General features: G+C 60.7%; 9 protein-coding genes. All 9 read right to left on the bottom strand.

Annotation, left to right across the window (positions count from 1 at the left end; all coding sequences use genetic code 11):
- Positions 1–71: 71 nt before the first annotated feature.
- Positions 72–1136, bottom strand: a complete 1065-nt coding sequence (locus V9L13_RS06965; protein ID WP_201137660.1) for a fimbrial protein — start codon at positions 1134–1136, stop codon at positions 72–74.
- Positions 1133–3649, bottom strand: a complete 2517-nt coding sequence (locus V9L13_RS06970) for a fimbria/pilus outer membrane usher protein (RefSeq protein ID WP_338801993.1) — start codon at positions 3647–3649, stop codon at positions 1133–1135. The genes V9L13_RS06965 and V9L13_RS06970 overlap by 4 nt, the downstream gene beginning before the upstream one ends.
- 75 nt (positions 3650–3724) lie before the next feature.
- On the bottom strand, positions 3725–4465 hold the full coding sequence (locus V9L13_RS06975) for a molecular chaperone (RefSeq protein ID WP_103483446.1): 741 nt from the start codon (positions 4463–4465) through the stop codon (positions 3725–3727).
- 87 nt (positions 4466–4552) lie between these two features.
- Entirely contained in the window at positions 4553–5101 is a 549-nt protein-coding gene (locus V9L13_RS06980) for a fimbrial protein (RefSeq protein WP_103483447.1), read from the bottom strand.
- Positions 5102–5343: 242 nt separating this feature from the next.
- The gene (locus V9L13_RS06985) at positions 5344–6117 is read right to left on the bottom strand and encodes an OmpA family protein (RefSeq protein WP_103520685.1); all 774 of its coding nucleotides are present in this window, start codon (positions 6115–6117) and stop codon (positions 5344–5346) included.
- Positions 6118–6127: 10 nt separating this feature from the next.
- On the bottom strand, positions 6128–6535 hold the full coding sequence (locus V9L13_RS06990; RefSeq protein ID WP_103483449.1) for a DUF4398 domain-containing protein: 408 nt from the start codon (positions 6533–6535) through the stop codon (positions 6128–6130).
- A gap of 276 nt (positions 6536–6811) precedes the next feature.
- Positions 6812–10453, bottom strand: coding sequence for a transporter substrate-binding domain-containing protein (locus V9L13_RS06995; RefSeq protein ID WP_338801995.1), 3642 nt, complete (start codon positions 10451–10453; stop codon positions 6812–6814).
- Positions 10454–11080: a response regulator transcription factor gene (locus V9L13_RS07000; protein ID WP_103483451.1), complete on the bottom strand. Its 627-nt coding sequence runs from the start codon at positions 11078–11080 to the stop codon at positions 10454–10456.
- A 139-nt stretch (positions 11081–11219) separates the two neighbouring features.
- The gene (locus tag V9L13_RS07005; protein WP_338801996.1) at positions 11220–12425 is read right to left on the bottom strand and encodes an EAL domain-containing protein; all 1206 of its coding nucleotides are present in this window, start codon (positions 12423–12425) and stop codon (positions 11220–11222) included.
- Positions 12426–12473: the final 48 nt, after the last annotated feature.

Consider the following 12473-nt stretch of genomic DNA (forward strand, 5'->3'; position numbering starts at 1 on the left):
ATTCCATGAAAATCTATACGAATAATTTCACGCCAACAACCCTGACATGAATCTGCGCAGGTTCTGAGCCTTCATTTGTAGGTAATGGTGAAGTTTGCCGTGGCCGTCGCACTGCCCGGCTGTGGGCCTGTGGAATTGCCGGCGGTCTGGATGTAGCGTGCGCCAAATTCCAGCACGGTGTTGCCATCCTGCACCGGCATCACCGGCACTTCGACGCCCAGCGGCATCGGCGTGCCGTCCTTCTTCAACACCTGCACGGCAACGCCGCTGGCGGTGGCTTCGGAGTTGAGCCCGAGTACGCCTTGGGTGCCATCGACGATCATCGAACCTTTGGCGCCGTCGAGGCGGATGTTGGCGGTGTTGCCGCTGAAATAGTTCCAGGTCGGGTTACCGGTGTAGGTTCCGGCAATGCAGCTTTCCAGGGTGATGTTGAAGCCCTGAGTCTCGGTCACACTGCCGGGCCCGTTGAATACGCGGCGCTCCCAGTTTTTCATCGGCACGTCGATGATGCTGCCCACGCCTTCGGGCATGCTGCACCCGGCCACGGTCACACTGCCGGTCAGGCGGCCGTCGATCCAGTCGAACGGCGTGCCATTGTTGTCGATCGTGACGGTATACACCTGTAAGTTGCCGAAATCGTGGTTGCCCGCTGGAATGGGCCCTGTCTTGATCAGGATCAGACTGTTGTTGGTATTGGAGGCAAAACCACCGCTATTGCAGCCGACAAACGTCAACGGAAAGTACCAACTGCCGGAGGTCAGACAGAGGTAGCTGGGGCGACTCTCGTTGACCATCCCTACCCCGACGCCGGGAATGTTCGTGGCGTAGAGCTGGCTACCTTGTACAGCCCCGATGGCTGCGGTGACCGTGGGCAACTTCGCACCCAACATGTTGGCCTGGATCGAAAACGGCACGGTTGTCGTGCAGTTGATGATCGGGAACCGGGTGTACTTGACCAGACCGATGGTCGATCCCACACGCGCATCCTGGGGAATGTACACATCCCCGATGGGGTGCACGCTCTGGGTCGCGCTGGTTGACCTACAGTCGGCCAACGCCATCTCTGACAGCACAAACGGTACCGCCGCCAACGCGCTCAGCAGCAGGCGCTTTTTCCACGTTTTCATGTGTTTCATGGACGAACTCCTCGACACACGGCATCCATCACCCGGTAACCATCGGTGGCCGGGGTGTTGCCGATATCCAGTTGAATTTCACAGGTTTGTGCGGCTTTCTCGCCCCACTTCATGGTGTAGGTCTTGCCGCTGCCGGCGGACAGCAGCACCTGACCGGCCTGCCCTACCACACCGACGCTGGCGCCCTGCTCGTCATGCACCGTGGTGCCGAACGGCAGCAACTTGCCGTCCTGCAAACGCACGTTGAGCAGGATTTTTTCCGAACGGCTCGCAGCGAACGTCGCCTTGACCACCGCGCCGCGACGCGGCACCACGTTGGTCACGCCTTCGGCGATGTCGACGCTGGTATCCAACTCGCTGGTGTCGACTGCCACGCGGTTTTTGCGGTACGGCGTGACGTACGGCACCAGCGCGTAGCCCTTGTCGTTGGTCAGGGTGCCCGGCGCATTGAGCACGCCGACCTTCGGCGTGTCCTTGACCTCGACCAGCGCCACGGTTTCACCGAGGGTCTGGCCAAACTCCAGGCCATCGCTGTGCGCCAGCACCGAACCGGCGGCGCTGACCGACGTCTGCTTGTAACCCTGACCGACGCTGACCCCCGCGCCCAACTGGGCAAACGGTGCGCGATAGCCGACCATCGCCGAGCCGTTGTTGCCGGTGTTCTCCACGCGGTTGGCGTTGACGCTGTAGTTGAGGTTGCCGTCGCGTCCGCTCAGACCGGCACGCTGATCGAGGCTGCCATCGTTATTGCGGGTCACGCTGAACGTACCGGTGTTGCGCGACTGACCCAGCGGCATCGAGACGGTGAACACCAACTGGTTGTTGTCACCGAACGAGTCGGTCAGGGTCTTGCTGGCATAAACGCCATAGGTCACGCCCTTGTACTGGGTGTTGAAGCCCAGTTGCATCTGCTTGTCTTCGCGCGAGGTGCCCCAGTAGTTCTGTTTGCTCATGTTCAGGTAGAACGAGCCGTAATTGTCCAGCGCCTGGTTGATGCTGGCCTCGACCTTGCTGCGTTTGGAGAACTGGCTGTATTCGTTGGGTTGCTGCAAATCCACGGCCTCGGCGAAATCCCGATAGCCTTCGGTGGAGTAGCGATAACCGGCGAAACGCACCGACGTGCCGGTCTCGAACGCTTTGCCATAGCGCAAGCCGACGCTTTGGCCTTTCTTGCTTTCACCCTTGGCCGAGACCGACGTCGGCACATCGGTCTGCGCCTGGGTCACGTCCACCGATACCGCACCGAGGTTGCCCAGGCTCTTGCCGACACCGACGGTGCCGGCGCGATAAAAGTCGGCACCCAGCAGTCCACCGTACAACGTCAGGTCGAACGGCAAGCCGTAAGCGGCGGTGGCCTGGCCGAACATCGGGCGCTCGCCGCCGTTGGCCGCGCTGTACTCACCGGCCGTGACGCTGTAGCGCCAGGTTTTCTCGCGCAACATGTTGGCCAGCGTCGCGTACGGCTGGGTAAAGCGCCGCTCGCGGCCGTCGGCTTCGGTGATGATCACTTCCAGATCACCGCTGCCCGAGGCGGCGTTGAGGTCGTCGATCTCGAAGGCACCCGGCGCCACGTAGGTGGTGTAGAGCGAGTAGCCATTCTGGCGCACTTCGACCTTGGCCTGGGTTTCGGCAATGCCGCGAATGATCGGCGCATAGCCCTGCATCGAGTCCGGCAACATGCCCATGTCCGAGGCCAGTTGCACGCCACGAAACGGCACGCTGTCGAACACATCGCCCGGGGTAAAACTTTCGCCGAGGGTCAAGGTGCCCTTGAGCGAGGTGATATCGCGCTGCGCATAGGTGTTGCTGCGCTGCCAGTCACTGCCACCCTCCTTGTCCTGACGGAACGAAGAGCTGGAGCGAAAGCGCCAGTCGCCGAGGTTGAAGCCACCGTTGGCATAGAGGTTGTACTGGTTGCCGCTACCGCGCGCATCGCTGTGGGTCTGCGCTGCCGAAAACTGGTAATTGAGCATCGCTGCATTGATCCCGCGATCCCACTCCGAAGGTGCGACATAGCCGGCCGCATCGCGGCGCAAGGCGATCTGCGGCACGCTGATGTCCAGCGCGAGGTGACCGGCATCGAAGCTCACCGACGCACCGTCGATCAACGCCGCCAGATCCATGCAATCGGGGAGGATTTCGCCGGGCACCTGGAAGGCTTCGATCTTCACCCCCAGCTCCTGCAGAAATGCAGGCGACAGGCACGCGCGCACTTCGCCGCTGGCCTCGTTTTTGGCAAACGTCATGTCGCGACGATCAAAGAAGCTCTGGTTCAGGCGAATCACCACCGGGTAGGTGCCCGGGCCGATGCTGCCGCTGTTGCCGATGGCGTCCAGGTCCAGGTTCGGACCGGCACTGGCACCGCCAAACGACTGCATGAAACCTGCATCGAACTTCGCCGGTTCACCGGCGTGGGCGACGTTGCTCAGGCACGCGGCCACGACGGCCACCCACAACGGCAGCGGCGCAAACGGCACGGAAAAACGGGAGCTGGATGAGGCTTCGATTCGCATGGCAATACTCACTACTCTGCCGCCGCGCCACAGGTGTGGCACGCCGATTCAATCGCAGGGAAAAGGGATGAAGCGTCAGCGGGCGCCGCTCAGCGCAACGCTTTTGGGATCGGTGTAGCCGCCGTAGTCGTTGATCGCGGAGTACACCACTTCGCCGCTGGTGCCCTTGAAGCCCGGCAGCGGATAACGCTGGCTGCTCATCGGTGCGACCATTTTCGGTTCGGCGACTTCAACGCTCTGTGCACCCGACTTGGCTGTCACACCAATGAACGACACGTGGTACGGCGAAGGGTTGTTGACCACCAGTACGGCCTGGCCCTGCTCCTGCGTCAGGCTCCATTGCAACTGCGACGCGGCATCCAGCGCGGTGCCCTTGAGGCCCGTCGGGCGATAGAACAGCTTGACCCGGGTGCGCATGGCGATCTTCAACGTGTTGGCATTGCCCTCACTGGCCACCGGAATTTCCTGGGCGTTGAAGTAAAAGACCGATTCGCGATCCGTCGGCAGATTGCCCGCGACTTTCTGGATCCGCACCATCTGTTCTTTGCGCGGATCAAGGCGAAACAACGGTGGCGTCGAGACAAACGGCGTCGCCGTGGTCATGTCATCCGCCTCGGTGTTGACCCAGGTCTGCACCATGTACGGTTGCGAGGTGGTGTTGCTGACAGTGATGGACGCATCACGCTTGCTGCCGTCGAACACGATCCGCGTGCCGCCGAGCATCACACCGGCCTGACTGACGCTGCTCAGCAATGTGCTGCCCAGCAGCAGCGCGATGGCCGATGCGGTTTTGAAGGGGGAAGTCAGTTTTTTCATTTCGATCATCCTCTGGCCGCCCGGCCACTGGCACGAGCGAGGGGATGGCCGCTGCCATCCAGGACAGCAGCGGCGCATCAACAGGGCTTACTCGTAGTCGACGGTGAACGCCGCTTTGGCGTTGGCCGGACCGGAAGTCGCAGCACCGGTGGCGATGTAGTTGGCGGTGAAACGCAGCGGCTGGGTCAGGTCCAGGTACGGAGCCGACTCAAGGCCCAACTGCACGTCTTTGCCAGTGGCGTCCTTGATCTGTACGGCGACATTGGTCGCGGCGCCGGCGTCCGGGGTGATGCCGATCCACTGACCGCTGGAACCGGCGTTGCCGCTCAGGGACAGGAACTTCACCGTGGCGCTTTTACCGGTGACGCTGCAGCCTGGGGCGTTGGTGTCAATGGTCAGGGTGAAGGCACCGCCGCCAGCGACGTCGCCGACATTGGCCAGTGCGGTTTTCGGTACATTGCCCAGGCCAACATCGCCGGCACCGGCCGAGCCGTTGAGGTCAGTCACGACCACCGGGCAGGTGTTGTCGGTCACGGTGCCGACGAAATTGATTTCGCCGTCAGCCGCCATGGCAGCTTGAGAACCCGCAGCGAGAACGACAGCAGCAACCAGACTTTTGAGCGCAAACTTGTTCATAACGTTATCCAGATAATGAGGAGGCTTGGGAAACCCGCTCGGGCTTCATCCACTGGTGAATGGCTCACCGGGTTGCGGTTCGCCTTTCAACGAGGTCCATTATCGAGATGCGACAGGACAAACCCTGTAGGAACACGCCCGTCGCGTTGTAGGAAATTTCCTTGCGTGAGCGCTGGCTTCACGCACAAAAAACCCGCTGACCGACAGGCGGAAAGCGGGCGTTTCAGCGGCTGAATCCAGCCTTAATTGCGAGTGCCGACCACTGCGGCGCTATTCGACACGATCACTTCAACCCGACGGTTCAACTGGCGGCCATGGCTGCTGCTGTTATCGGCAATCGGATACTGCTTGCCGTAGCCGGCGGTGATGATGCGGTGGCTGTCGACGCCCAATTGCGCCAAGGCCGAAGCCACCGAGGCAGCACGGCGCTCGGACAGACGCAGGTTCAGCTCATCGCTGCCGACGGTGTCAGTGAAGCCTTCGACGCGCACCTTGCGCTCCGGGTTGGCCGCGAGAAAATCCGCCAACTGCTGGAAGTTGCGCTGGCTGCCGTACTTCAGATCAGCCTTGCCGGTATCGAACAGCACATCGCCGAAAGTGATGACCTGGCCACGTTCGGTGGGCTTCGCCTTCAGCGCCTGCAACGCCTTGAGTTGCTGGGTGCGCACGTCCAGCTGCACCTGAGTGCGCTCGGCGGCGATGTTCTTCAGGCTCGCTTCGGCTTCGCGACCGAGGATGGTCTGCTCGGCCAACTCGATTTTCTGACTGGCCAGATACGCCAACTGATCAATGGCCGGATCACGACGATCGTTGTTCGACGCGGCGTCCGCCTTGTTCAGGGCGATGAACGCGTCTTTGGTTTCCAGTGCGGCCAACGTGTTCGATTGCGGCTTCGCTTGGAGCGCGCTGAACTGCGCGTGCGCCTGTTGCAGATGACTGTTGAGCGGTGGTGCGGCGCAACCGGCCATCAAGACTGCGAAAAGCGAAACGGCAGGAATACGTACTGAATGTCGCATGTTTTTTTCCTTATTCGCCGGCATTGGCCGATGGGGTGAAACCCGTATCCGGGGCCTGCAGCATTTCCTGTTTGAGCACCTGGATGCCGGCGCGGGACTGCTGCAATTGTTGCTGCCACTTCACCGCACGCGCCTGGCGTTCAGCCAGGTTAGCGTCGACCTCAATCTGTTCGGCCAGAGTCCGCGCCTGTACGAAGTTACGTTCGCCCATGGCCCGTTCCATCAGGAACAGCTTGTCCTGAGCGGCTTTCATTTGCAGCGGCGCGTACTGCGTGGCGTCTGCCGAAACGGCACGATTGACAGCGTTTTTCGCCAGGACAATCTGGTCGTCCGGTGCCGGCGCGCTGGCGCAGGCACTCAGCGCAGCGACCAGTGCCAGCAACGCTGCCCACGTACCTACCCGTTGTGTATTCGTCATCTACTGCTCCAGCCTGAAAAAGTAATCCCGGGGCAACCTCCCCCCGCGGATTGATGCTTGTGGAACTGCCTGTGCACAGTCAGTGCCGACAAACTATCCGAAGGCTGCAAGCCGCTCTGTAGGACGTTTCCCAAGCAACGGTTTGAAAAACAAAACATTTGCGCGCAGGACAGCCCCAAACCGGCCTCAGGCATAAGGCCGGTGTTTTGGGGGGAAAGTGCTGGGGAGTACAGAGCGTGGGAGACAGGCAATGGCCCGCCGCCCTTGGCGTTAGGATCAGGCGAGATAGTCTTCGAGGTGCTCGGCCAGGCGATCCATGTGTTGATGCAAGGCATCCACGGCCTCGGTCACCTGCACGGAGTCCGCGCCGTTGCAGGCCGTTTCCAGCGCCTCGCAACTGTGGATCAGCGCGTTGGCCTTGATGATGCGTGCCCCGCCCTTGACCCGATGGGCCAGGTCGGCCAGCCCCGGCAAATCATGTTTGCTGAACAACTGCATCAGTCGCGCCATGTCTTCGCTGTTGCTGCTGGCCAGGTCGCCCAACAGACTCTTGATCGACGCCACGTCGCCACGGGTCAGTTGCTCCAGGCTGGCAAGATCCATCACCTCGGTGGATTCGGGCATCGGCTCGGCACCGACCTCGACTGTTGTTTCGGCGCCCATCACCTGGCTCAGCCGCGCAGTGAGGTTCTTCAGGCTGATGGGTTTGAACAGGCAATCATCCATCCCCGCCTCGCGGCAGCGATCCTTTTCCTCCGGCTGTGCATTAGCCGTGAAACCGAGAATCAATTTTGGCTTTAACCCTCGCGCGGCTTCATCGTCACGGATGGCCCGGGCCAGGTCGTAGCCATTCATGATCGGCATGTTGCAGTCGGTGATGACCACATCGAAGTTGCCGTTGCGCCACGCCCGAAGACCGTGAGCACCGTCTTCGGCGTCAACCACCCGATGCCCCAGATAACTCAATTGCTGTGACAGCAACAGCCGGTTGGCCGGGTAATCGTCGATCACCAGAATATTCAGGCTTTGCCCGGATCCACGGTTTTCGGTTTCTGCCGGCGGCAGTTCCGCCAGCGGTTCGAGGGTGGTCAGATCCAGCGTGACTTCGATCTGCGTGCCCTTGTGCAACACACTGGTCAGGGTCAACTGGCCGCCCATCATTTCGCACAGCGTGCGGCTGATCATCAGCCCCAGGCCGGAACCGCTGCGTGCGGACTGGTTGTGGTTGGCGGCCTGGGTGAACGGACTGAACAGGCGTTTCTGATCCTCTTCACTGATCCCGTGCCCGGTATCTTCGACCCGGATGACCACACTCAGGTGCTGATCATCGGCTTGAGGCTCGACCCGCACGCTCAGGCGCACCTGCCCTTCGGCGGTGAACTTGATGGCGTTGCTCAACAGGTTGGAAATGATCTGCTTGAAGCGCAAGGGATCGACCAGCACATCACGATTGGCCCGCGCATCCAGGTCCAGTTGCAGTTGCAGATGCTTCTGCCGCGCCAGCCCTTCGAAAATGCGCACCACCGATTCGAGCAACTCGCGCAAGTTGGCGCGCTCCGGCGCCAGCGACAGGCGCCCGGATTCGATGCGGGCAATGTCGAGGATATCGCCGATCAAATCGAGCAAGCCGCGGGCCGCGCCGGAGGCGACTTCGATGGCAAAGCGATCCATCACCCCTTGATCGGCTTTTTTCAGCGCCAGTTCCAGCATGCCGATCACCGCATTCATTGGTGTACGGATTTCATGGCTCATGGTCGCGAGGAACGTAGTCTTGGCGCGGTTGGCGTCATCGGCCCCCTCCTTGGCTTCGCGCAACTCGGCAAGCAAACGCTGGCGCTCGCTGACGTCGATCCAGCCGGCAATCATCCCGCTGACGTCGCCATTGCTGCTGCGATACGGCAGCATCCAGTGGTAAATGGTCAGCACCCGACCGTCGACCACGCTCAGGCTGCGATCCTGGATCTGTGGCAAGCCATCCTGCATGACCTGCTGGTAATCGCGGTGATAGGTCGCCGCTTCATCCGGATTGCCCAGCACGCCTTCAAGTACCGTCTTGCCGATCACCTGCTCGCGCTCGACACCGAACACCTGCAGATAACCGGTGTTGCAGATCAACAAGCGCCCGTCACGATCGCGCACATAAATCGGATGCGGCGTGCCGTCGATCAGTACCCGCATGAACTCGACCTGATCGTTCAACGCCTGCTCGGCCTGCTTGCGCTTGCGCATCAGCATCCGCAGGTAGGCGATCCAGCCCAGCGCAATCAACAACAATGCGGCAGCCGCGACAAAGCCCTGAATGATCGCCGTGCGATTACGCAGCCAATAGCTGTCGCCCACCACCACTTCACTGCGCCAGCGGTTGGTCAATTCGTCCATTTCTTCCGGGGCGATACTCAGCAAAGCCTTGTCCAGAATCGAATACAGCTCCAGCGAGCCACGGGCGGTGGCAAATGCGATCCGGGCATTCATCACCCCCACGGTGCTGGTAATGCGCAGGCGATCACGGTACTGACGGGAAATCATGTAACGCGCGGTAATCAGCGAATTGACGGCCGCGTCGGCCTCGCCGTTGACCACCATGGCCATGGCGTCCTGAGCGTTATCGGCGTCGACCAGGTGGATGTTCGGGTATTGCTCGGTGAGCATGTCGCGCGTGGCATTGCCGGTGATCACCGCCAGGCGTTTGCCGGCCATGTCGTCCAGCGTGCTCGGGCTGCCGGCGGTTGTGCGGCTGACCAGGACAAAGGGCGTGGCGAGGTAAGGCCGGGTGAAGCGCAGGACATTTTCGCGCTCGGCGCTGGGCGTCAGAGTGATCAGCAGGTCAGCCTTGTTGCTGACGATCGATTCGATCATTTCGCCAACCGAGTTCACCCGCTGCACATCGAACTTCAACCCGGTGCGCAGCGAAACCTTGGACAGCACGTCGGCGCTGATCCCGCGAAACTCGCCTTCCTCGGTATAAAAGGACAACGGCAGAAAACTGTCGTCGACGACCACGCGCAGCCGTGGATGCTTGTCCAGCCAGCGCTGTTCGCTGACGCTGAAATGCAACTGATGCTGGCCCGGCATGCTTGCGCCGCCGGCGCTCCAGCGGCGCAGGATGGTCATGCGTTCGGTGACCGGAATCTCCAGCAGCGCGGCGTTGATGATGCGCAGCAGACGCGGATTGTTGCGGCTCAGGGCGAACGAGAAGTTGCTCACTTCCATCCGCGAAAAGTCGGCCAGTTGCACGTTGTTCAGGTAGTTCTTGTTGATCAGGTAATTGGCACTGATCGCATCGCCGAGGTACACATCAGCCTGCCCGAATGCCACCGCACCAAGAGCACTGAGCGTTGACGGATACAGCTGCAGCTTCGCTTTTGGATAAAAGGCTTCGACGGTCTCTGGCGGCAAGTAGTGATAGAGCATGGCGACACGCTTGTCGGCCAGCTCCGGATCAAGGTTCTGGCTGTCGCCCACCCGGCTGACCAGCGTCGGCTGATCTTCGGCGTAGGCCTCGGACAGCACCAGTTCGGGGTCGGCGGCTTCAAACTCGTTGGCATTGCCCAGCAGGTCGATGTCACCGGCCTTGAGCGCCGACAACACCTCGGCCCGCGATGAATAGCGCTGCACTCTGACTTTGACGTGCAACAGCTCGCCGAGCAAATGGGCGTAGTCGGCCGTTACGCCTTCATAATCCCGACCATTGGTGGTGATACTGAACGGCAAGTAATCCGGTGCCGCAGACCCGAGCACCAACGTGCCTTTGCTGCGCAGCCAGCTCCAGTCGGCCTCATCCAGGCCGACGCTGTAATCGCCCACGCTGGAGCGCCCGAGCAGGTGCAGGCTCTGTGGCGGAGCCGCCCACGCCAAGCCGCTGGCCAGTGAGCAGAGCAAGACTGCGCCTGCCAGGCATCGTTGAAGAAGTCTGTTCATTCAGATGAGGTTGTTACGCTTGGCGAAGTCAGCCAGGTACACCACCGACTTGACGTTGAGCTTTTCGATCAGGCGGGTTTTGTAAGTGCTCACGGTCTTGTTGCTGATCAGCATCGCGTCACCGATTTCCTTGTTGGTCAGCCCCATGGAGAGTTGCTGCAGAATCACCAGCTCGCGGTCCGACAGACTTTGGATCAACTCCAGATCGGTCGCTTCGACATCGCTGCGGCGCACCGAGCTGTTGGCCAGATTGGGGAAGAAGGTGTAACCGTCCATCACAGTCTTGATCGCCTTGACCAACTCATCCAGCTCATTGGTCTTGGAAATGAAACCGGCGGCGCCGGCCTTCATGCAGCGCATCGAATAGAACAGCGCTGACTGCGAGGTCAGCACCAGAATCTTGCTGGGCAGGCGCAATGCGGCGATACGGCTGAGCACTTCAAGCCCATCGAGCCTTGGGATGGCGATGTCGAGAATGATCAGATCCGGCAAGTGTTCGCGGGCCAGTTGCACGGCGTCGGCACCGTTGTCAGCCTCGGCGACCACTTCGAACTGCTCGTGCTGCAACAGCATCTTGACCGAAGAGCGAATGAACGGATGGTCATCCACAATCAAAGCTTTATACATGTAAACCCCTGTAAGACACGCCGGATGACTCCGGTGACAAGACGTCCATGGTGCAACGATGAACCCGTCGGCCAGTCGATAGCTCAACAAAAGTACACGAACCCGACTGAATTGTAGGAAATTTCTGGAAAGCGTCCGCCTAATCTGAGGGCACGTTCTGCGCCTCGAATGCTGCCTGGTGCAACCATTGCAGCAGGTCGTGCCCGGACATCGGCCTGGCCAGGTAAAAACCCTGGCCAATCTGGCAGCCCATGGCGACCAGTGCATCACGAATTTGCCGGCTGCTGACACCTTCGATCACCAGGGTCATGTCCAGCGACCGGGCCAGTGCCAGTGTGCTGGCCACCATGGCGCGATTTCGCGGTTCACTCAAGTTATGCACGAACTGGCCATCGAGCTTGATCTGGTTGAATGGCAGTTGGCACAACAGCTTCAGTGACGAGAAACCCGAGCCGAAATCATCGATCGACAGACCACACCCCAGCATGCGCATGTGCAGCAGGTTTTCCTGAACCTGGGCATGCAGATCCAGCAGACCGTTCTCCGCCAGCTCGAACATCAGGGCCGACCCGCAAATGCCATGACGCTGCAAGGTGCGCTGAATGTGCTCGATCAGACTCGGGCTGGACAATTGCGAAGCGTGCAGGTTGAACGCCAGTTCCAGGGCAATTCCCTGTCGGCGCAAAATACCGAGAATGTTCAGCCCCTGCTCGAACAACTGCTTGAACATCTCGTCAATCAAGTCGTAGGCGAGCACCGCAGCGAGAAAGTCCTTGGGTAACAACAGTCCTTTTTCAGGATGTTCCCAGCGCACCAATGCCTCGGCACCGGCCAGCCGGCCGTCCCTCATCACACGCTTGGGCTGGAACCAGCCACGGAACTCGCCCATGGCCAGGCCCCGGCGCACCTCTTCCTCGCTGGGCAACTCGGTGACGGCCAACGCCTGCAATAGAGGTGGCGGCGGACAACGGTAACGCTTGAGCAGCCGGCTCAGCGCACCCAATTGCAACGGCACATCGAGAACACCGAGCAATTGCAGGCCCGACAGACTCGCCATCTGCCCCACCGCACGACGCAATTCCGGCTGGTGTTCGCTGAACAGGGCCACGGCTTTGACCAGTCCGATCGGACTGGCATAACGCAACAGCTCCAGGCAGTCGAGCCCCTTGCCCCCGAGGTCACACAGAACGATATCGACGCCGCCGCTGCGTTGCATGGCGATCATCGCCTGCTCGGCATCTTCGGCTTGCAGCACGTCATGTATGCCGAGTTGGCGCAACATCCTGCCCAGAATATTGCGCTCGAACCCATGTTTTTCCATCACCAGAACACGTGGGGTGGTCATCGTCACCTCCATTATTTTGCAAACCTGAAGGCACAATGATGGCGGTTA

Origin of the sequence: Pseudomonas sp. RSB 5.4, from assembly GCF_037126175.1 — a bacterium.
GTDB classification, from domain to species: domain Bacteria; phylum Pseudomonadota; class Gammaproteobacteria; order Pseudomonadales; family Pseudomonadaceae; genus Aquipseudomonas; species Aquipseudomonas fluorescens_H.

What these genes read in the sequence shown, in the direction of transcription:
- V9L13_RS06990 (WP_103483449.1), bottom strand. Translation starts at nt 6,535, where the DNA reads ATGACGAATACACAACGGGTAGGTACGTGGGCAGCGTTGCTGGCACTG.
- V9L13_RS06965 (WP_201137660.1), bottom strand. Translation starts at nt 1,136, where the DNA reads ATGAAACACATGAAAACGTGGAAAAAGCGCCTGCTGCTGAGCGCGTTG.
- V9L13_RS07005 (WP_338801996.1), bottom strand. Translation starts at nt 12,425, where the DNA reads ATGACCACCCCACGTGTTCTGGTGATGGAAAAACATGGGTTCGAGCGC.
- V9L13_RS06975 (WP_103483446.1), bottom strand. Translation starts at nt 4,465, where the DNA reads ATGAAAAAACTGACTTCCCCCTTCAAAACCGCATCGGCCATCGCGCTG.
- V9L13_RS06980 (WP_103483447.1), bottom strand. Translation starts at nt 5,101, where the DNA reads ATGAACAAGTTTGCGCTCAAAAGTCTGGTTGCTGCTGTCGTTCTCGCT.
- V9L13_RS06995 (WP_338801995.1), bottom strand. Translation starts at nt 10,453, where the DNA reads ATGAACAGACTTCTTCAACGATGCCTGGCAGGCGCAGTCTTGCTCTGC.
- V9L13_RS07000 (WP_103483451.1), bottom strand. Translation starts at nt 11,080, where the DNA reads ATGTATAAAGCTTTGATTGTGGATGACCATCCGTTCATTCGCTCTTCG.
- V9L13_RS06970 (WP_338801993.1), bottom strand. Translation starts at nt 3,649, where the DNA reads ATGCGAATCGAAGCCTCATCCAGCTCCCGTTTTTCCGTGCCGTTTGCG.
- V9L13_RS06985 (WP_103520685.1), bottom strand. Translation starts at nt 6,117, where the DNA reads ATGCGACATTCAGTACGTATTCCTGCCGTTTCGCTTTTCGCAGTCTTG.